We start from the raw sequence: 20,382 nt of genomic DNA, 5'->3' as shown, positions 1-20,382 counted from the left end.
ACTCATGGGATACTGACCCTCGATACGCATCCGTATCGAACCCACAGCATCTCGAAGGCCGCCTGTGTCGAATCTCGCCGTCCTGAGCCTCAAGAACCGTGCGCTGATCGCACTCGTCACGATCGTGGCGGCAGTGTTCGGCAGTCTCGCGCTCGTCAACCTCAAGCAGGAGCTGATCCCCTCGATCGAGTTCCCGCAGCTCTCGATCGTCTCGAGCTACCCGGGAGCGGCACCGGAGGTCGTCAACAACGACGTGTCGACGCCGATCGAGACCGCGATCCAGGGCGTTCCCGGGCTGAAGTCGACATCGGCGACGAGCACGACGAACGCATCGATCGTGCAGGCGCAGTTCACCTACGGCACCGACCTGGCCACGGCCGAGCAGAAGGTCACCCTGGCGATCGAGCGCATCAAGGATCGCCTGCCGGCCGGCGTCGACCCGAACGTCGTCACAGTCAGCATCGACGACTTCCCTGTCGTCCAGCTCGCCGTCACGGGCTACACCGACGAGGTCGCCGTCCAGCAGCAGCTCGAGGCCACGACCATCCCCGCGCTGAACGAGCTGCCCGGCGTCAACGCGGCGCAGATCGTCGGCGCACGCGGGCAGCGCGTGACGATCACGCCGGACCCGGTGAAGCTCGCCGCCGCCGGCTTCACCTCGAAGGCGATCAGCGACGCGCTCACACAGAACGGCGTGCTGTTCCCGGGCGGATCGATCACCGAGAACGACCAGACCCTGACCGTGCAGACCGGCGACAAGCTCGTGTCGGTCGATCAGATCATGGCGCTGCCGCTGGTCCCCTCCACTCCTGCGCAGGCCCATGCCGGCACGACGACCGTCGGGGACGTGTCATCCGTCGTCCAGGAGCAGGACCCCGTCACCTCGATCTCGCGCGTCAACGGCGAGCCGGCCATCACGATCGCCATCACCAAGCTGCCGTCTGCCAACACGGTCGACGTGTCGAAGGCCGTCAACAACGCGCTTCCCGGCATCGAGAAGAAAACCCCCGGCGTGCACTACCAGGTCGTGTTCGACCAGGCGCCATACATCCAGCAGTCGATCGACTCGCTCGCGCAGGAGGGCCTGCTCGGCCTGCTCTTCGCGGTCATCATCATCTTCATCTTCCTGCTGTCCGTGCGCTCGACCCTCGTCGCGGCGATCTCGATCCCGACGAGTGTGCTCATCACCTTCGTCGGCATCCAGGCCTTCGGGTACAGCCTCAACATCCTGACCCTTGGCGCCCTCACGATCGCCATCGGGCGCGTGGTCGACGACTCCATCGTCGTCATCGAGAACATCCGGCGCCATTACGTCGGCACCGCCGGCAAGCTCTCGTCGATCACCCGCGCCGTGAAGGAGGTCGCGACGGCCGTCTCGGCATCCACCATCACGACCGTCGCGGTGTTCCTGCCGATCGCCTTCGTGGGCGACGTGACGGGCGAGCTCTTCCGGCCGTTCGCGCTCACCGTGACGATCGCGATGCTCGCGTCGCTGCTCGTCGCCCTGACGATCGTGCCCGTGCTCGCGTACTGGTTCCTCAAGCCCGGCAAGCCGCTGCTGGACGCGGCGGGCGCGGAGATCGACCCCGAGGCGCCGGAGGCGCCGCCGTCGCGGCTGCAGCGCGCCTACCTCCCGATCATCCGCTGGACCCTCCGTCACTCGTGGATCACCGTGATGCTGGCCGTGCTCGTGCTCGTCGGCACGATCGCCGTCGCCCCGCTCATGAAGACCAACTTCCTGGGCGACTCGGGCCAGAACACCTTCACGATGACGCAGCAGCTCGCGCCGGGCGCAAGCCTCGACGCGAAGGATTCGGCGGCCCAGCAGGTCGAGGGCGCGCTCAAGGACGTGAACGGCGTCGTCACCGTGCAGACGTCGATCGGCTCGTCCGGCTCGGCCCTGCGCGACGCGTTCAGCGGCGGCTCCGGCGGCATCACCTACTCGATCACGACCGACCCGAACGCCGATCAGACGCAGGTGCGCGCGGACGTGCAGAAGGCCGTCGAGGCGCTTCCGGACGCAGGCACCGTCACCGTCTCGTCGGGCGGTGGCGGATTCGGCTCGAGCAACATCACGATCGACGTGTCCGCTCCCGACGAGAAGACCCTCAAGACGGCCACCGACGATGTCGTGAACGCCGTGAAGGGTCAGCCGGGCATCGGCCCCGTCACCTCGAACCTCGCTGCGTCGCTGCCGTACATCGCCGTGCACGTCGATCTGAAGAAGGCCGCCGGCATCGGGCTCTCGGAAGTGGCCGTCGGCTCGCTGGTCGCCAACGAGATGCAGCCGCAGCAGATCGGCACCGTCGAGATCGACTCGACGAGCCTCACCGTGTACCTCTCCTCGTCGAACCCGCCGTCGACCCTCGACGAGCTGCGGGCCATGCAGGTGCCGTCGATCGGCGGGCCCGTGCGTCTCGACTCGATCGCCACGGTCGAGCAGAGCGTCGGACCGGTGTCGATCACGACCGACCGCGGCAAGCGCACGGCGACCGTCACGGTCACCCCTTCGACCGACAACCTCAGCGAGGCATCGGCGTCGGTGAACACTGCGCTGAAGACCGTCGACCTGCCGGCGTCCGCGACAGCGACCCTCGGCGGGGTGCTCTCCCAGCAGACGGATGCGTTCGGCCAGCTCGGTCTCGCGATGCTCGCGGCCATCCTGATCGTCTACATCGTGATGGTCGCGACCTTCCGCTCACTGCGGCAGCCGCTGCTGCTGCTCGTCTCCGTGCCGTTCGCGGCGACCGGAGCGATCCTGCTGCAGATCATCACGGGCGTTCCGCTCGGCGTCGCCTCCCTCATCGGCGTGCTGATGCTCATCGGGATCGTGGTGACGAACGCGATCGTGCTCGTGGACCTCGTGAACCAGTACCGCGTGAAGGGGCTCTCGGCGCACGACGCCGTCGTGGCGGGTGGATCGCGACGACTGCGCCCGATCCTGATGACGGCGCTCGCGACGATCTTCGCCCTGACCCCGATGGCGCTCGGCGTCACCGGGCACGGCGGGTTCATCTCTCAGCCGCTGGCGATCGTGGTGATCGGCGGTCTGTTCTCGTCGACGATCCTCACGCTGCTCGTGCTGCCGACGCTCTACAACCTCGTCGAAGGCGCGAAGGAGCGACGGACTGCTCGCGCGGCCGGCGCTGCTCCCGAGCCCGCCGAGCCTGAGCTCGTCGCGGTCGGTGCTCCGGCGACGGATGCGGCGGCGGCTGTCGGGTACACCTCCCGGCGTGCGCGTCGGGCGGCGGCCGAGTCCGCTGCCGAGCCGACGGTTATTGAGCCGGCCTCACCGGAGGAGGCCGCGGCGGAGCCAGGCGCCGAGGACGCCGAACCCGCCGAACCCGCCGAACCCGCCGAACCCGCAGAGCCCGCCGAACCCGCAGAGCCCGCTGAACCTGCACAGCCGGCGAATGCTGCAGAGCCTGGGGATGCTGCCGAGCCCGGGGACGAGTCGCCGGCCGACGAGCCTGCGTCGCCGGCGCCCGCCGAGGTACCGGAGTCCTCGGGCGAAGCCACCGCGGAGCCGGCCGAACCGGAGACCGAGGCATCCACCGAGCCGACCGATGACGCCGGCGAGGAGCCTCGGCACGACTGAGGTTCGCGTCCGGGGCGAACGCGGTGCGGGGGACCTCGTTTCGTCTCGCTCGTTCCTCGCTCGCTCAACGACCGGGTCAAGGCCCGGGGCGCGGGCGCTCGTTCCTCGCTCGCTCAACGACCGGGTCAAGGCCCGGGGCGCGGGCGCTCGTTCCTCGCTCGCTCAACGACCGGGTCAAGGCCCGGGGCGCGGGCGCTCGTTCCTCGCTCGCTCGACGACCGGGTTGGCGCGGCCGGGGCGAGCGTTGGGCGCGGGACGTCGTTCAACGTCCGGTTCACGGGTCGTTGAGCGAGCGGAGCGAGACGAAACGCGAGCGCAGGGCGACGTCAGGCGAGGAGGCGGATGCCCCATTCCAGGGTCCAGAGCTCGCCGGGGGCGAGCCACCGCAACCCTCGGCCGGAGTTGAACGCGTCGGCGGGCGCGGTCATCGGCTCGATCGCCACGGCCATGTCGTGGCCGGGATACGTCCGGTTCGTGAAGACCTGCACGTAGTCGAAACCCGGCCCCGCCCACAGCTCGGCCTCCCGGCCGTCCGGTGTGCGCAGGACAGCCCGGATACGGCCATCCTCGCCCCGGACGATGTCCGAGTACGCCGTGTCGAGGTCGAGGTCGCCCAGTCGGCGCGGCGTGCGGAGGTCGGTCGCAGCATCCACCGGCGCCTCGCCGGTCGGGATCTTCTGGTCGTCGACGAGGAACCGCGTGGGGGCGTCGAGCTGCACCGTGACGTCCGCGGTCGGCCCGTCGCCGAGAGCCATGTACGGATGCTGCCCCAGTGCGACGGGGGCCGCATCCGTTCCCACGTTCCGGATCACGTGCGTGACCGTGAGCCCGTCGTCGCCGAGCGCATAGGTGACGGAGATCGCGAGGTGGAACGGATAGCCGGTCTGGGGGAAGACCTGCGCCTGCAGCGTGACGGCATCCGTCAGCTCATCGGCGGGGTGGTACGAGGCGAACCGCAGCAGCCCGTGCGAAGCGTTGTCGAGCGCCGGCTCCGTGATGGCCAACCGGCGTTCGGTGCCGCCCTGCGTCCAGGTGCCGCCGCGCACGCGGTTCGGCCACGGGAACAGGACGATGCCGGATGCCGCGGGAGACGGCATCCCGTCAGGATAGCGAGCGATGACGCTCACGCCGCCGATCGTGAGGGCACGGATGGATGCGGCGACCTCCGTGACCTCGGCGCGGTCGTCGCCGTGCTCGAGGACGAACCGACGACCGGTCGGATCGGCGCCCACGGAGGTCGGATCGGAGTCGGCGGTCATGCAGCAATGCTAGGCCGGTGTTCTCCCAGGCCGGGCACGGTAGCCTTGATGCGTCGGCTCTGGACACCGCGCGTTGCGGATGGGTTTGTGAGTCCAAGGGGCCGATGGTGAGCGCCGATCGGCGTGCATGACCATCACATGAATGGCCCCGGCCGACGACAGTCCGGGTATGCCCACGAGGCCCCTCGTCAGCATCGCTGAGTGCTGCGGGTGGATGCGGGCGCTGTTCTCGTGCGCAGAGAACCCAGAAGGACACATCCATGCCCAAGAACAAGAAGCCCGCCGGCGGACGTCCGGCCAAGAACTTCGAGCCGCGCTATGGCGCGAAGACCTCGTATCAGGACCGCAAGCACCGCCCGACGGATGCGGCAGCCAAGCCGGGCAGCAAGAGCCCGAGTCACCGCGGCTACCGCCCCCCGACCGAGGAGGGCACCGACTCGAAGCGCCGTTGGACCGCACAGGAGAAGGCCGGCCGCGACTCGGCCCGCGCGATCCGCTCGCACGGGCGGGATGACCGTCCGGCGCGCACCTACAGCGATCGTCCGGCTCGTTCGTATGATGACCGTCCGCGTCGGGATGACCGTCCTGCTCGTTCGTACGATGACCGTCCTGCTCGTTCGTACGATGACCGTCCGCGTCGCGAGTACGGCGATCGTCCGGTTCGCAGTTCCAGCGACCGTCCGGCGCGCACCTACAGCGATCGTCCGGCTCGTTCGTATGATGACCGTCCGCGTCGGGATGACCGTCCCGCTCGCTCGTACGGTGACCGTCCGGCTCGCTCGTTCGATGACCGTCCGCGTCGCGAGTACGGCGATCGTCCGGTTCGCAGTTCCAGCGATCGTCCGGCGCGCAGCTACAGCGATCGTCCGGCGCGTTCGTTCGATGACCGTCCGCGTCGGGATGACCGGCCGCGTCGGGATGACCGTCCGGCTCGCTCCTACGATGACCGTCCGCGTCGCGACAGCGGCGAGTGGAGTGGGCGCGGGGAGAACGCGCGGCCGACGCCCGAGCGGAGCGCAGCGGCGAAGGCGCGCGAGCAGCACCTCGACGTCGTCCACGAGCGCCTGCAGGCCGAAGCCGTGCAAGCCGAGACGGGCGCGGACCAGAGCTTCGCTGATCTCGGCATCGGCCAGAACATCGTGCGCGTGCTGGCAGACATGGGGGCGGAGCATCCGTTCCCGATCCAGGCGGCGACGATCGCACCCATCCTGAACGGCAAGGACGTCCTCGCACGCGGCCGCACCGGATCCGGCAAGACCATCGCATTCGGCGCACCGCTCGTGGAGTCGATCCTGATCTCGCAGGCCGGCCAGAAGCGCGAATTCGGCCGCGCGCCGAAGGCGATCATCCTCGCGCCGACCCGCGAGCTCGCGTTGCAGATCGACCGCACGATCCAGCCGATCGCCCGCAGCGTCGGTCTGTTCACGACCCAGATCTACGGCGGTGTGCCGCAGGCGCGGCAGGTGGGCGCGCTGAAGAAGGGTGTCGACATCATCATCGGCACTCCTGGCCGCATCGAGGACCTGATCAACCAGGGCAAGCTCGACCTCTCGCAGATCCGGATCGCGGTCCTCGACGAGGCCGACCACATGTCCGAGCTGGGGTTCCTCGAGCCGATGCAGCGCATCCTGCGCCTCGTCGGCTCCGACCTCGACCGTGCGACGCAGAAGCTGCTCTTCTCCGCGACGCTCGACCGCGAGGTCGCCGCGCTCGTGGACGAGTTCCTGGTCGAGCCCGAGGTCTTCGAGGTCGCCGGCGAAGACCAGGCGTCCGGGACCATCGACCACCGCGTGCTCGTGATCGACCACCGCGACAAGGCCGAGATCCTCACGTCGCTCGTCGACCGCCGGGGGAGGACCCTCGTGTTCGCCCGCACGCGCGCCTATGCCGAGATGCTCGCCGAGCAGTTCGACGACGCCGGCATCCGCGCGGTCGCACTGCACGGCGACCTCAACCAGGCCAAGCGCACGCGGAACCTAGAGAAGCTCACTTCAGGGCGCGTCGACGTGCTCGTGGCGACGGATGTCGCGGCACGCGGCATCCACGTGGACGACATCGATCTCGTGGTCCAGGCGGATGCACCCGACGAGTACAAGACGTATCTGCATCGTTCGGGCCGCACGGGTCGCGCGGGACGCAGCGGCACGGTCGTGACGCTCATTCCGCGCCAGCGCCGCCGCCGCATGACGGAGATGCTCGATCGCGCCGAGATCGAGGCGCCCTTCGATGAGGCCCGCCCCGGTGACGACATCATCGACGAGCTCGCGGGCAGGGTTCCGACCGCTGCCGAGCTGACCGACTAGGTTCTGCTCGACCAAGCGGGCGCATCCTTCGGGGTGTGCCCGCTTCGTCCGTCATCAGCCGGTGGTCATGGCCAGTGCGTCGGCGATGCACCGCGACCCGTACTCGAAAGCCTCATCGACGTCGCGGCCCATGCGGAAGCGATCAGCGAGTTCCATCGACACGAACCCGTGCACCCAGGCGGTGAGCGTCCGCGCGGCCTCGAGCGCATGCCCCTCGCCGACGAGGTCTGTCGACACGCGGAGGACCGCCGCGATCGTCCCCGCCAGAACCGCCGGCTCGGGGAGCGCATCGTCGGGCAGGCGCGCGAAGAGAAGAGAGTAGGCGTTCGCGCGTGCGCGCGCGAACGCCCTCGTCGCGTGGAGCAGCGCGAGGACCCGCTCGCGGGGATCGTGGATGCCGTCCACCGCGGCATCCAGCGCATCGCCGAGGTCGACCGCGACCCGCTCCATGACGAGCCGGATCACGTCGTTGCGGCTCCGGACGCGCTTGTACAGCGAGGGTGCTCGCACGCCGACGGCCGCAGCCACCGCCTGCATCGTCAGCGCCTCGGCTCCGTTCCGCTCGAGGATCTCGGTCGCCGCGGCGACGATGGCATCGACGTTGGTGCGCTCGGGGGTCGGCATCGCGAGTCCTTCCGAATGGGCTATTGACAATAGCCATCATAGCTACATATCGTAGCGATCATGGAACTTCGCCCCGGATTGAACCGCATCGGCAACGACATCGTCGCCTGCTACCTCGTCTCCGATGAGAGTGGCCTCACCCTCATCGACGCCGGCATCCCCGGTCAGTGGAATGACTTCCTCGCCGAGCTCACCGCGATGGGCCGGAGCATCGAGGACGTCCGCGGTGTCGTGCTGACGCACGGCGACAGCGACCACATCGGCTTCGCGGAGCGGCTGCGCCGCGACCACGGCGTGCCGGTCTACGTGCAGGAGCACGACGCAGCGCGTGCTCGCGGCGAGGTGAAGGCCTCGGCGTCGTGGGGCGGCATGCGCATCGGTGCGACCGCACGCTTCCTCTGGTACGCAGCGCTCCACGGCGGCCTGAAGCCCGTGTATCTCACCGAGGTCATGCCGATCGAGGCCGGTGTCACGCTCCCGCTCCCGGGATCGCCCGTCATCGTGCCGATGCCCGGACACTCGCCGGGCAGCATCGCGGTGCACGTCCCCGCCGTGGATGCCCTCTTCGTCGGCGACGCCCTGACGACGCGCAACGTGCTGACCGGCGTCGAAGGCCCCGCGCCGGCGCCGTTCACCGACGACCCCGCGGAGGCTCTCGAGGTGTTGGATCACATCGCCGGCCTGAAGGCGACCTGGGTGCTTCCCGGTCATGGTGCGCCATGGTCCGGTGGGGTGGATGAGGCGGTGCGCCGCGTGCGGGCAGCGGCTGCGAACGCCGCAGGGTCGGGGGACACGAAGGCGGCGTGACGGCCGGGCTGGCGCTTCGCCGGGCGGGCGCTTCGCTGGCCGCAAGATCAGAAGAGCCGATCTGCGGCCGTCGCTCCGACAGGCGGCCCGGTCTTGCGGATCGCGGCCCGCGCCGCGAGTCCCGACACCGGGCCTCTCGGCGGGCCGTCGTCCTCGGCCCGCGCATCCAGCCCGTGGGCGCGGACGAGGGGCCGCATGCGGCGTGCGAGCCACTGTCGATACGCCTTGGGCGCCATGGCCGCCGCACCCGGGTAGAGCCCGCGATACGACGAGACGAGTTCGGGATGCTCGCGCTCGAGCCATTCGAAGAACCACGGCTTGACTCCAGGCCTCAGGTGCAGGGCGCCGAACACGACATTGCGGGCACCCGCATCCTTCACCCGTCGCAGGGCGTCGTCGATCATCGGAATCGAGTCCGTGAGGTGGGGGAGGATCGGCATCATGAACACCGTCACGCCGAATCCGGCCTCGGTGGCCGCGCGCACCGTCTCGAGCCGGGCGGCGGCCGTGGGTGTCCCCGGTTCGACGGAGTGCTGGAGTCGTTCGTCGAAGACCGCGATCGACGTCGCGATGGTGACGTCCACGCGGGTCGCGGCCTCCTTCAGCAGCGGCAGATCCCGGCGGATCAACGTTCCCTTCGTCAGCACCGAGAAGGAGGTGCCTGACTCCGTGAGCGCCGAGATGATGCCCGGCATGAGCCGGTAGCGTCCCTCGGCCCGCTGGTACGGATCGGTGTTGGTTCCGAGCGCCACCGGGTCGCGCTGCCAGCTGCCGCGGCGGAGCTCGCGCTGCAGCACCTCGCCGACGTTGATCTTGACGACGATCTGCGAATCGAAGTCGTGCCCGGCATCCAGGTCGAGGTACTCATGCGTCCCCCGGGCGAAGCAGTAGGTGCACGCATGTGTGCAGCCCCGGTACGGGTTCACCGTCCAGTCGAAAGGCATGGCGGATGCACCGGGCACATGGTTGAGCGCGCTCTTCGCCATGACCTCGTGGAAGGTCACACCGGCGAACTCCGGCGTCGTCACACTGCGCACGAGGCCGTCGAGCCGTTCGAGTCCGGGCAGGGCGGCGGCATCCGTCGCGCCCAATTGCTGCCCCTGCCAACGCATGCACCTATGAGAACAGAAATACGATACTGTGTCAAGTATGCGTCGAACTTTTGATCTAGAAACGCATGACGACCTTGCCGCTGAGGTGACGTCCCTCCAGCAGGCGGAAGGCGTCGTGCAGGTCGTCCAGCTCGAACTCCTCCTGCACGGACAGCGTGAGGTGGCCCGCGGCGACGTGGTTCGCGAGCTCTTGCAGCACCTCGGCGGAGCGTTCGCTGGTAGGCGTGACGAGGCCGAGCTCCGAGGCGGCGGCGTAGTCCGCGATGGTGCAGATGCGATCCGGGGGCACACCCAGCGCGAGCGCGGCATCGATCGTGGCCCGGCCCTGCGCGTCCACGGCGGCGGTCACGTCGCCGAGGCCGCGCACGGCATCCACGAGCCCCTCGCCGTAGGCGACCGGCTCGATGCCGGCCTCGCGGAGCCGATCGTGATTGGACGGGCTCGCCGTGCCGATGACGCGGGCGCCGGCGCGCCGCGCGAGTTGACCATAGAGGAAGCCGACTCCGCCGGCGGCGGCCCCGACGAGGACGGTGTCTCCGGCGCCGATCGGCACAGCGCGCAGGCACGCCACCGCGGTGAGTCCGGGCGTGGCGAGAGACGCCGCGACCGCCCAGGGGAGGGCCTCGGGCTTGCGCGCGAGGTTGGCTGCAGAGACCGCGAGCCGCTCGCGCAGGGTCGAGACACCCCAGCCGAGCACCTCGTCGCCCGACTGGACGTACGTACCGTCGAAGTACTGCGCACCGAGGCCGTCGCGCACGACGGTGCCGGCGAAGTCGCCCCCGAGACCGCGGGGGAAGGCGCTCTTCAGCGGCACGGCGCCCGAGCGGGCCTTCGCATCCCAGAAGTTCAGCCCGACGGCTTCGACGTCTACGACCACCTGTCCGTCGCGCGGCTGCGGCTCCGACACCTCGGCGATGTACAGCACCTCGGGCCCGCCCACTTCGTCGTATCGCACCGCTCTGCTCATGCGTCGATCATGCACCCACGGCCCGGCTAATAGGAGGGCGCCGCGGGCAAGCCGAAGAACTCCTCGAGCGTGTGGAAACCGCCGTCGTGGTACGCCTTCGCCAATTGCACGCCGATGAAGCGGAGGTGCCAGGGCTCCGACGCGTAGCCGGTGACCGGCGTGTGGCCGGCCTCGTAGCGGACGATCCAGCCGTACTCCCACGCGTGAGCGAGGATGAACTGGTTCTGCGGAGTGCCGGCGAGCATGTCGAGGGTGCCGCACGATCGGGTGCAGGCCACGAGGTCTCCGGCCAGACCCGACTGATGCTCGCTGAACCCGGGCCTCGCGCTCACGAGGTCGGCGCCGGAAGACCCGCGAGACGTCACCTGGACTCCATATGACGTGACCTGCGTGCGGTACGACCGGTATCCACTGTCGAGCGCGATCGCGCCGGCGCCCGCCTGCTTCGCCGCGGCGACCATGTCGGACAGCGCCGCCGCCGCGTCGGAGCGGAGCGACCCGCCGTTGATCACCTGAACTCCCGCAGGGGCCACGACCGGGGACGGCCTGTAGTCCTTCGGGGAGTACGGGCGCTGCTTGTTGACCACGACCCAGGTGAAGGACGGATCATCCAGGTGGACGCACGGTGCTTCGCCGGTCACGACCTCCTCGCGGAATGCGGGTCCGCCCCCCGCGGCCGTGACGGCTGCCTCGGTGTCGTGGGCCGCGAGCGCGGCGGTGAACGCGGCATCCGTGCACGGGTTGCGCGTGGTCATCACCGTGGCCGGATCGACGGGCGGCGGGGTGACGGTCGGGCTGGCGGACGGGGAGACGGATGCGGCGGCAGACGCACCGGGTGCTGCTGCCGTGCTCGTCCCGTACGCGGCCGCGCTCACCGCCGCCGTGCCGCCGATCAGAAGAACGCCGGCAGCGATGAGCGTGAAGGCGCCTCGGGCGCGGCGGGCACGACGCCCGGCGGCGTGGCGAACCTCTGCGACGGCATCCGTCAGCGGGTCGGCGACGTCGTCGACGGGAGTCCGAGGAGGTCGCGTGGATCGACGGGTCGGTGCCGCCTCACCCTGGACCGGACCCGACGAATGGGCGCGCTCTGCGGCGGCGCGCGCTGCGCGTCGCGTCAGAGGGGTGCCGGTGCCGGGGTCCGTCACCCGCCCATTGTCTCCCAATCGCCCTGAAAGGCGCCTCCCAGGCGTGCGATGTGCGAGGACCTTTGAGACTGAGTACCATGAAAGGTGAGGATCAGTCTCAGGGATTCACTACCGAAGGAGGACACCGCGATGGAGCGGGACATCTACGACGAGGACCACGAGGCGTTCCGCGACGTCGTCAAGGAGTTCATCAAGCGCTACGTCACGAACGAGAAGCGCGAGCAGTGGGATGCTGCGGGCGAGATCGATCGTGAGACCATGCTGGCCGCGGGCGAGGCGGGGATCATCGGCCTGTCCGTCCCCGAGGAGTTCGGTGGCGCCGGCATGCTGCAGGACTACCGCTTCCGCGCGGTCGTCAACGAAGAGGTCATCGCAGCCGGTGCGGGCTCGCTTGCGGGTGCCTTCGGCATCCAGGACGACCTCGCCGTGCCGTACCTCGTCCACATGGGCACCGAGGAGCAGAAGGCCACCTGGCTTCCGCGCATGGCGACCGGCGAGGTGCTCGGCGCCCTCGCGATGAGCGAGCCCGGCGCGGGCAGCGACCTGCGCGGCATCAAGACGACGGCCAAGCGCGTCGAGGGCGGCTACCTCGTCAACGGCGCGAAAACGTTCATCTCGAGCGGCAAGACCGCCGACATCGTCGTCACGTTCGTCAAGACCGGCGAGGGCAACCGTCCCGACGCCTTCAGCATCCTGATCATCGAGAACGGGATGAACGGCTTCGACCACGGCAAGAAGCTGCACAAGATGGGCTTCCAGGGCCACGACACCGCGGAGCTCTCGTTCACCGACGTGTTCGTGCCCGAGGAGAACCTCATCGGCGGGCAGGAGGGCCGCGGCTTCATCCAGCTCATGATGAACCTGCCGCTCGAGCGCCTGTCGATCGGCGTCGCGGCCGCCTCGGCGGCGCAGGCGGCGTTCGACTGGACCGTCGCCTACACCCGCGACCGCGAGGCGTTCGGCGAGCGGATCATCGACTTCCAGAACACGCGCTTCCAGCTGGCCACCGTCTCCGCCACCGTCGAGGCGCTGTGGGCGTACAACGATCGCGCCGTCAAGGCGTATGGAGAGTCGAAGCTCACGGCCGAAGAGGCCGCCAAGTACAAGTTCTGGTCGACCGAGCGCGAGTGGGAGGTGCTCGACACCTGCGTGCAGCTCCACGGCGGCTACGGCTACATCACCGAGTACCCGATCGCGCGCGCGTTCCTCGATGCGCGGGTCCATCGCATCTACGGCGGCACGAACGAGATCATGCGCGACATCGTGAGCCGCCCGTTCGCGAAGTAGTCGACACGATTCCGGATGCCGTCTCCCGCGGGGAGGCGGCATCCGTCGTTCTGCCTCCGCGAGCGCCGCGATGAGGCTGGCCCGTGTGCTCGACTGTCGCGATCACGGGGGTGGATGCCGGGATGGTGACAGGTGAGGCTGGCCCCGTGTGCTCGACTGTCACGATCACGGGGTGGATGCCGGGATGGTGACAGGTGAGGCGGGCCCGCTCGCTCGACTGTCGCGATCACGGGGTGGATGCCGGGATGGTGACAGGTGAGGCTGGCCCCGTGTGCTCGACTGTCACGATCACGGGGTGGATGCCGGGATGGTGACAGGTGAGGCGGGCCCGCTCGCTCGACTGTCACGATCACGGGGGTGGATGCCGGGATGGTGACAGGTGAGGCTGGCCCCGTGTGCTCGACTGTCACGATCACGGGGTGGATGCCGGGATGGTGACAGGTGAGCGTCCGCTCTGACAGGCGAGCCCTCGCTCGGACAGGCGGGCGCCCCTTCCCTCAGGTCAGAAGGAACAGGGCCGCCGACGCGGCCCAGAAGAGCACGACGAAGACGATATCGCGTGCCCGCAACGGCACGAGGTGCCGCTCGGTGCGGGTCGGATGGGCACCGAAGGCACGCGCATCCATCGCCAGCGCGACTCGTTCCGCGTGCCGGATCGAACCGGCCATCAGCGGCACGACGTAACCGTACCAGCGCGCGATCGCGGCGAACGGGCCGCGGCCGCCGTGGGCGCCGCGCACCCGGTGCGCCTGCCGGATGAGATCCAGTTCGTGCCCGAACCTCGGCACGAAGCGGAATGCGGCGATCGCCGTGTAGCCCACGCGATACGGGATGCGGAGCTGCTGCACGAGCGAGCGGGCGAGGTCCGGTCCCGTCGTCGACATGCCCGCGACCAGAGCCAGCGCGATGATCGCGACGAGTCGCAGCGCCGTGGCGAAGCCGACGGCCACGGCCGCGCCGTACAGCGTCCACCCGCCCAGCTGCAGGACCACCGCATCGTGCGGGACCTGAGCAGGATCGGTCCAGATCGAGAGCCCGAGGCCGACGAGCACGGCGACCGCCGGGAGCGCGACGAACAGCAGCAGCGCGAGGGTTCGGGTCATCCGCATCCCCACGAGCAGGATCGCGTACGCGAGCGCGATGAAGGCGAGCGGCGTCAGCAGGTCGCGCACGAACACGAGCAGCACCATCGCCGGCAGCGGGGCCGCGAGCTTCCCGAGTGGGTTCAGGCCGTACAGGAAGCCGCGGGATGCCGGTGCCTCGGCGTACGGATCGAGGCTCATGCCCCGTCCTCTCGGTCGCGCAACGGCGGAGATCCGCCGTCCCGCGGAGGCCGCCGAGGCGCAGGGTCCGCTGTTGTGGGAATCTCCGCGGCTGGGCCGGGCGCCCCGGGCAGGTCTGCGAGGCGGGTCGCTCCGGCGAGCTCCGGATGCTGCGCCAGACCGGCGAGCGCCTGCCGCAGCGGCGGCGGCCGGAGCCCTGCTCGGTCGAGCAGATCGGGGTCGCCGAGGAGGTCGGCGGTGACCGCGTCCGCGATGACGCGGCCGTCGGAGAGGACGACCGCGCGGTCCGCGTGATCGGCGACCAGCTGCATGTCGTGGGTGACCACGATGATCGTCGTGCCGTCGTCGTTCAGACCGCGCAGCAGCGCCAGCAGCTCGTCGGCTCGAGCGCGATCCTGACCGAACGTCGGCTCGTCCAGAGCGAGGACGGGCGCCCCCGCGATGAGCGCGGTGCCGACCGAGAGTCGGCGCTTCTGGCCCCCGGAGAGCAGGAACGGATGGATGCCGGCCTTGTCGGCGAGGCCGAACCGCTCGAGCATGCGGTCGACGTCCGCGGACGGCGTGCCGCCGTGCGCGAGCTCGCCCGCGACGGTGTGGGTGATGAACTGGTGCTCGGGGTTCTGGAAGACGAACCCGATCGTGCGGGCGAGGCTGCGCGCATCCAGCCGCGAGACGTCACTGCCGTCGATGCGCACCGTGCCGCGGGGCGGCCGGACGACACCGGCGATCGCCTGCAGCAGGCTCGTCTTACCCGCGCCGTTCGAGCCGACGATCGCGACGAAGTCCCCGCGGCGGATGTCGAGGTCGATGCCGTGGAGGACCTCGGTCCGGCCGCGGCGCAGTGTGAGGTCGCGGACGGCGATGAGAGGAGACGACGACGGGTCGCTGGGCGCGCGCCGACGGGACGCGACATCGAGGTGGGGGTGCTCGCTCGAGGACCGGGCGCGCCGCTGCGGATGCGCCTCGAGGGCCCCGCGCAGCTCCCCGGGCGTGAGCGGCAGCGGCTCGAGCGCATAACCGGCGCGGCGCAGCCGCAGCGCGGCGAGAGTCGACACCGGCAGCCAGACGCCCAGCTTGTGCAGCTCCTCGGCGCGGTCGCGCAGGAGGTCGATGGGCCCGTCGGCGACCAGCATCCCGGTCTGATCCAGCACGACGACCCGCGTCGCGAGGGCGACGGCGGCGTCGAGGTTGTGCTCGACCAGGACGATCGCGCGGTCGCCGGCGGCGACGACTCCGGCGAGGGTGTCGTAGACCTCGTCGATCCCGCGCGGGTCGAGGTTCGCCGTGGGCTCGTCGAGCACGAGCAGCGGTGCGCCCATCGCCAGTGCGGCCGCGATCGCGAGCCGCTGGCGGCCGCCGCCCGACAGCCGGTCGGGGTTCTCGTCACGCCGATCCCACAGGCCGACACGCCGTAGCGCGTCCTCGGTGCGCGACAGTACCTGCTCCACGGGCAGCAGCAGGTTCTCAGGGCCGAACGCCACTTCGTCGAGGACGGTGCCGGTGACGAGCTGCGCATCCGGATCCTGGAAGACCATCGCCGCGTGGGTGCTCAGCTCCGCCACGGTGGAGTCCGCCGCAGTGAGCCCGGCGATCTCGACCGACCCCGCGACGTCGGCCGGCACGTCGTGCGGGATCAGCCCGTCGAGCGCCAGCGCGAGCGTCGACTTGCCGGAGCCGCTCGGCCCGAGCACCAGCACGACATCACCGGGGTGGACGTCGAACGAGACGTCAGCCGGCGTCGGGGACCCGGCATCCACGTGGGTGATCGCGAGCCGCCGCACGCGAGCGAGCGGCCTCGCCCTCTCAGGCGGCACGGCTCAGAGGCAGACGGGTCATCGGCGCACCGTGCGCGCGACCCCCGCGTTGCGGAGGGCGACGCCGATGCGCAGTCCGATCCACGTCCAGAGCACCGGGGCGAGAAGCAGCACGGCGTACAGGGTGATCGTCGCCCAGAGCGGGAGCGCGGCCGCGTTCAGCACGAAGCCCATGACGACCGCCAGCGCGACGCCGACGATGACAGCCGAGATGAAGAACCGCCACGGCTGCCACGACCGGTAGCGGGTGAGCGCGGCGACGCCCTCCTGCAGGCCGCCGATGAGGAGAGCGGTGCCGAGGTAGCGGCCGATCCACTGCGGGGCGAACGCGCTCGCGATGAGCGCGGCGAAGAGGTGGGTCAGCAGCGCCACCCACGGCAGCCGCAGGAGCGCCTGCGCGATGACACCGGGGATGACGTGGGAGGCGAGCACCAGCCCGTACAGGATCGGGAGTGTCGCGAAGACGAGCGGACTGACGTACCCGGCGACCGCCGCGAGGAGTCCGGTGGCCACGCCGATGGCCGCACAGATCAGGAGGACGCGCGTCGACAGCGTGCGGGGGTGGGCCACCTGCACAGCCTAGCGGTCGGAAGTGAGGGTACCCTAACCCCGATCAGATCCGCCGGTGCCGGCGCGTCAGCCGGACGGCGGGCATCGGCGGAGCGGGGATCCGCTCGTCACCGTGACCCACGACGTGCCCGAAGCGCGGCGAATCGGCCTCCCACGCCTCGCGCGCCTCGACGATCTCGTCGTGGCTGCGGCCGACGAAGTTCCACCACATCACGATCTCGTCCTCGAACGGCTCACCGCCGAGCACGAAGATCGTGGCGTCGGCATCCGCCCGCACCGACATCTCGGAACGATGGATGCCGAGATACAGCAGATGGTCGCGGGCCACCGCGACGCCCTCGACCACGACCTCGCCCGCCACCCCGACGATCCCGTACTCCCAATCCGTCTCCAGTGGCAGCGACACGTCGACGCCGGCGGGGATGAAGATCTCCACGCCGGCGATGGGCGTGTACGCGGAGGCGGGGGATGCGACGCCCCCGAACGCGCCCATCACGACCGTCGCCGCCGCCCCCGAGCCGAGGTCCACCGTCGGAAGCCGCAGGTGCTGCTCGAAGGCGGGCTCGCCGTGCCGGCGCGATTCGGGCAGCGCGACCCACAGCTGCAGCGCATCGAGAGGGATCGGCTCCTCGCCCACGGAGTACTCGGAGTGCGCGATGCCCTCGCCGCTCGTCATGAGGTTCAGCTGCCCGCGGCGGAGCACCACATCGCTGCCGACGGTGTCGCGGTGGCGCACCTCGCCGATCAGCGGCCAGGTGACGGTCTGGAGTCCGATGTGCGGGTGAGGCTCGACCCGCATCCGGGTCGGGTCGGGGCCGAAGCGGTCGAGGAAGCACCACGCGCCGATCATCGGCAGGTCGCGCTGGGGGAGCGCCCGGCGCACGTGCATCGCGCGCACTCCGCCGAGCGGGACCTCGCGCGCCTCGAGCAGCAGGGTGCGGGGTCCGTCGCAGTCGACGGCCGATTCCGCTTCCAGAGGTCCGGCATCCAGGCGGGTCATGCCGCCAGGCTACGCCGGACCGTCGCGAGCGGGGCGCTCCTGTCTCGTCGCCCCGGCGACCTGGCAGACTCGGATGATGCCTGTCTCGCTGCTGGACGCGGTGCCGCGCGGCGCCGATCCCGACGACGCCTATCTGGGCTTCGTCGCCTGGGCCGAGGATCAGGGGCTCACGCTCTACCCGGCGCAGGACGAGGCGGTCATCGAGATCGTGTCCGGGGCGCACGTCATCCTGTCCACACCCACCGGCACGGGCAAGTCGCTCGTCGCGGTCGCCGCGCACGCGGCCGCCCTCGCCCGGGGCGGCCGCTCGTACTACACGGCGCCGATCAAAGCCCTCGTCAGCGAGAAGTTCTTCGCCCTCGTCGACATCTTCGGCGCCGCGAACGTCGGCATGGTGACGGGAGACTCCTCGGTCAACGCGGACGCGCCGATCGTCTGCTGCACGGCCGAGATCCTCGCGAACCTCGCGCTCCGGCAGGGTGCGGGCGCCGAGGTCGCCCAGGTCGTGATGGACGAGTTCCACTACTACGGCGATCCCGATCGCGGCTGGGCCTGGCAGGTGCCCCTCCTGCTGCTGCCGCGCACGCAGTTCATCCTGATGTCGGCGACACTCGGCGATGTGACCGCGATCGCCGACGACCTCACCCGCCGGACCGGCATGCCGGTGGCCCGCATCACGGGCGTCGAGCGTCCCGTGCCGCTGCACTTCGAGTACGTGCGAACGCCCATCCACGAGACGGTGGAGGAGCTCCTGCACACCGCCCGCGCGCCGATCTACATCGTGCACTTCTCGCAGGCCGCGGCGATGGAACGGGCGCAGGCGCTGTCATCCATCCGGATCATCGACCGCGCTCAGCGCGACGCCATCGCCGACGCCATCGGCGGCTTCCGGTTCACCACGGCCTTCGGCCGCACGCTCTCGCGCTACGTGCGCGCGGGCATCGGCGTGCATCACGCGGGGATGCTGCCGCGCTACCGGCGGCTCGTGGAGACGCTCGCCCAACGCGGGCTGCTGCGGGTCATCTGCGGCACCGACACCCTCGGCGTCGGCATCAACGTGCCGATCCGGACCGTGCTGCTGACCGCGCTCACCAAGTTCGACGGGCAGCGGATGCGTCAGCTCACGGCTCGCGAGTTCCACCAGATCGCGGGGCGCGCCGGCCGCGCGGGCTTCGACACCGCCGGAACCGTCGTCGTCATGGCGCCGGAGCACGAGATCGAGAACGCGGTCCAGATCGCGAAGGCCGCCGACGATCCGAAGAAGCTCAGGAAGATCATCCGCAAGAAGGCCCCGCAGGGATTCGTCAACTGGACCGAGACGTCGTACGACCGCCTGATCTCGGCGGAGCCCGAGCCGCTCACGCCGCAGCTGCAGCTGACCGCGGCGATGCTCATCAACGTGATCGCGCGCGGCGGCGATGTGCTGCACAGCATGCGCTCGCTCGTCTTCGACAACCACGAGCCCCGCGCCCGTCAGTTCGAGCTCGCCCGACGGGCGCTCGCGATCTTCCGCACACTCGTCGTCGCGCAGGTCGTCGTGTGGGATGCCGACGGCATCCGGCTGACCGTCGAGCTGCAGCCGAACTTCGCCCTCAACCAGCCGCTCTCGCCGTTCGCGCTCGCGGCGATCGAGCTGCTCGACCCGGAGGACGGAGCGGGATCGGTGGGAACCGGCCATTACGCCCTCGATGTCGTCAGCGTCATCGAGGCCACCCTCGACGACCCGCGGCCGGTGCTGTCGCAGCAGCAGTTCCGGGCCCGCGGCGAGGCGGTCGCGGCGATGAAGCGCGACGGGCTGGACTACGACGAGCGCATGGAGGCCCTCGAGGAGATCACCTACCCGCAGCCGCTCGCCGAGCTGCTCGCCGAGGCCTACGCCGTGTTCGCCTCGAGCCAGCCGTGGGTGCTCGACTTCGCGCTGCGTCCCAAGTCCGTCGTGCGCGACATGTTCGAGCGCGCCCTCTCGTTCACCGAGCTGATCTCGCTGTACCAGCTCGCCCGCAGCGAGGGTCTCGTGCTGCGTTACCTCAGCGACGCGTACCGGGCGATCCGGCAGACGGTGCCCTCGGACGCGCAGACCTCCGACCTGCTCGACGTCATCGCGTGGCTCGGTGAGATGGTGCGCCAGGTCGACTCGAGCCTCGTCGACGAGTGGGAGTCGCTCGTCAATCCGTCGCTCGCCCTTCGACAGGCTCAAGGACCGGATGAGGAGCCCGTCGTCCCGCCCGCCCCGCCGTCGGTACTCACCAACCGCCGCGCGTTCGGCGTGCTCGTACGCAACGAGCTGTTCCGCCGCGTGCAGCTCGCAGCGCTCCAACGCGACGACGAGCTGGTCGAGCTGGATCCGGATGCGGGCTGGCCCGAGGCCCTCGACGCCTACTACGACGAGCACGATGAGATCCTCACCGGTGGATCCGCTCGATCGGCGTCCCTCGTCTCGATCAGCGAAGGCCCCGGGGAATGGCGCGTCGAGCAGACCATCGACGATCCGGCCGGCGACCACGACTGGCGCATCCGCGGAGTCGTCGACCTCGCCGCATCCGAGGAGGTCGGGACGGCCGTCGTGCGCGTGACCGAGGTCGTGCGGCTCTAGCACGGTCATCCCCCGTTCAG

Annotated in this window: 14 protein-coding genes; 5 read left to right on the top strand and 9 right to left on the bottom strand. The window is 70.1% G+C overall.

The features are described from left to right. Positions 1–64 precede the first annotated feature (64 nt). On the top strand, positions 65–3,598 hold the full coding sequence (locus SM116_RS00780; RefSeq protein WP_320942566.1) for an efflux RND transporter permease subunit: 3,534 nt from the start codon (positions 65–67) through the stop codon (positions 3,596–3,598). Positions 3,599–3,924: 326 nt separating this feature from the next. On the opposite strand, the gene SM116_RS00775 is transcribed toward SM116_RS00780, so the two are convergent. Further along, positions 3,925–4,857, bottom strand: coding sequence for an aldose 1-epimerase family protein (locus tag SM116_RS00775; RefSeq protein ID WP_320942565.1), 933 nt, complete (start codon positions 4,855–4,857; stop codon positions 3,925–3,927). 260 nt (positions 4,858–5,117) lie between these two features. Between SM116_RS00775 and SM116_RS00770 the strand changes: the two genes are divergently transcribed. Next, positions 5,118–7,160 (top strand): DEAD/DEAH box helicase, encoded by a 2,043-nt coding sequence (locus SM116_RS00770; protein ID WP_320942564.1) that lies wholly within the window; start codon positions 5,118–5,120, stop codon positions 7,158–7,160. A 54-nt stretch (positions 7,161–7,214) separates the two neighbouring features. Here SM116_RS00770 and SM116_RS00765 read toward each other — a convergent pair whose 3' ends face one another. Next, a complete protein-coding gene (locus SM116_RS00765; RefSeq protein ID WP_320942563.1) occupies positions 7,215–7,784 on the bottom strand; it encodes a TetR/AcrR family transcriptional regulator in 570 nt (189 codons plus the stop codon). A 60-nt stretch (positions 7,785–7,844) separates the two neighbouring features. Between SM116_RS00765 and SM116_RS00760 the strand changes: the two genes are divergently transcribed. Continuing rightward, positions 7,845–8,591, top strand: a complete 747-nt coding sequence (locus SM116_RS00760; RefSeq protein ID WP_320942562.1) for an MBL fold metallo-hydrolase — start codon at positions 7,845–7,847, stop codon at positions 8,589–8,591. Between the two features lie 47 nt (positions 8,592–8,638). On the opposite strand, the gene SM116_RS00755 is transcribed toward SM116_RS00760, so the two are convergent. Genes SM116_RS00755 through SM116_RS00745 form a run of 3 tightly spaced genes read right to left on the bottom strand, consistent with a single transcriptional unit; the run spans position 8,639 to position 11,815 of the window. Continuing rightward, entirely contained in the window at positions 8,639–9,703 is a 1,065-nt protein-coding gene (locus tag SM116_RS00755; RefSeq protein ID WP_320942561.1) for an Rv2578c family radical SAM protein, read from the bottom strand. 55 nt (positions 9,704–9,758) lie between these two features. Further along, entirely contained in the window at positions 9,759–10,670 is a 912-nt protein-coding gene (locus SM116_RS00750) for an NADP-dependent oxidoreductase (protein WP_320942560.1), read from the bottom strand. Between the two features lie 26 nt (positions 10,671–10,696). Next, positions 10,697–11,815, bottom strand: coding sequence for a M15 family metallopeptidase (locus SM116_RS00745; RefSeq protein ID WP_320942559.1), 1,119 nt, complete (start codon positions 11,813–11,815; stop codon positions 10,697–10,699). Between the two features lie 129 nt (positions 11,816–11,944). Between SM116_RS00745 and SM116_RS00740 the strand changes: the two genes are divergently transcribed. Further along, positions 11,945–13,102: an acyl-CoA dehydrogenase family protein gene (locus SM116_RS00740; RefSeq protein ID WP_320942558.1), complete on the top strand. Its 1,158-nt coding sequence runs from the start codon at positions 11,945–11,947 to the stop codon at positions 13,100–13,102. 497 nt (positions 13,103–13,599) lie between these two features. Here the strand turns inward: SM116_RS00740 and SM116_RS00735 are convergent, their stop codons facing one another. From SM116_RS00735 to SM116_RS00720, 4 genes are read right to left on the bottom strand one after another with little or no spacing between them, the layout of a single operon-like run. Beyond that, a complete protein-coding gene (locus tag SM116_RS00735) occupies positions 13,600–14,385 on the bottom strand; it encodes an energy-coupling factor transporter transmembrane component T (protein WP_320942557.1) in 786 nt (261 codons plus the stop codon). Next, positions 14,382–16,166: an ABC transporter ATP-binding protein gene (locus SM116_RS00730; RefSeq protein WP_320942556.1), complete on the bottom strand. Its 1,785-nt coding sequence runs from the start codon at positions 16,164–16,166 to the stop codon at positions 14,382–14,384. Before SM116_RS00730 ends, SM116_RS00735 begins: the two co-directional genes overlap by 4 nt. 51 nt (positions 16,167–16,217) lie before the next feature. Then, positions 16,218–16,769, bottom strand: a complete 552-nt coding sequence (locus tag SM116_RS00725) for an ECF transporter S component (RefSeq protein ID WP_320942555.1) — start codon at positions 16,767–16,769, stop codon at positions 16,218–16,220. 43 nt (positions 16,770–16,812) lie between these two features. After that, positions 16,813–17,769, bottom strand: coding sequence for a pirin family protein (locus SM116_RS00720; RefSeq protein WP_320942554.1), 957 nt, complete (start codon positions 17,767–17,769; stop codon positions 16,813–16,815). 76 nt (positions 17,770–17,845) lie between these two features. Here SM116_RS00720 and SM116_RS00715 point away from each other — a divergent pair, with 76 nt between their 5' ends. After that, the gene (locus tag SM116_RS00715; protein WP_320942553.1) at positions 17,846–20,362 is read left to right on the top strand and encodes a DEAD/DEAH box helicase; all 2,517 of its coding nucleotides are present in this window, start codon (positions 17,846–17,848) and stop codon (positions 20,360–20,362) included. Positions 20,363–20,382: the final 20 nt, after the last annotated feature.

Origin of the sequence: Microbacterium rhizosphaerae (genome assembly GCF_034120055.1) — a bacterium.
GTDB classification, from domain to species: Bacteria; Actinomycetota; Actinomycetes; order Actinomycetales; family Microbacteriaceae; genus Microbacterium; species Microbacterium rhizosphaerae.
The sequence above is the reverse complement of the archived record's forward strand: the minus strand, read 5'-3'. Positions and strand labels throughout refer to the sequence as shown.

What these genes read in the sequence shown, in the direction of transcription:
- SM116_RS00775 (WP_320942565.1), bottom strand. Translation starts at nt 4,857, where the DNA reads ATGACCGCCGACTCCGATCCGACCTCCGTGGGCGCCGATCCGACCGGT.
- SM116_RS00770 (WP_320942564.1), top strand. Translation starts at nt 5,118, where the DNA reads ATGCCCAAGAACAAGAAGCCCGCCGGCGGACGTCCGGCCAAGAACTTC.
- SM116_RS00765 (WP_320942563.1), bottom strand. Translation starts at nt 7,784, where the DNA reads ATGCCGACCCCCGAGCGCACCAACGTCGATGCCATCGTCGCCGCGGCG.
- SM116_RS00760 (WP_320942562.1), top strand. Translation starts at nt 7,845, where the DNA reads ATGGAACTTCGCCCCGGATTGAACCGCATCGGCAACGACATCGTCGCC.
- SM116_RS00755 (WP_320942561.1), bottom strand. Translation starts at nt 9,703, where the DNA reads ATGCGTTGGCAGGGGCAGCAATTGGGCGCGACGGATGCCGCCGCCCTG.
- SM116_RS00750 (WP_320942560.1), bottom strand. Translation starts at nt 10,670, where the DNA reads ATGAGCAGAGCGGTGCGATACGACGAAGTGGGCGGGCCCGAGGTGCTG.
- SM116_RS00740 (WP_320942558.1), top strand. Translation starts at nt 11,945, where the DNA reads ATGGAGCGGGACATCTACGACGAGGACCACGAGGCGTTCCGCGACGTC.
- SM116_RS00735 (WP_320942557.1), bottom strand. Translation starts at nt 14,385, where the DNA reads ATGAGCCTCGATCCGTACGCCGAGGCACCGGCATCCCGCGGCTTCCTG.
- SM116_RS00720 (WP_320942554.1), bottom strand. Translation starts at nt 17,769, where the DNA reads ATGACCCGCCTGGATGCCGGACCTCTGGAAGCGGAATCGGCCGTCGAC.
- SM116_RS00715 (WP_320942553.1), top strand. Translation starts at nt 17,846, where the DNA reads ATGCCTGTCTCGCTGCTGGACGCGGTGCCGCGCGGCGCCGATCCCGAC.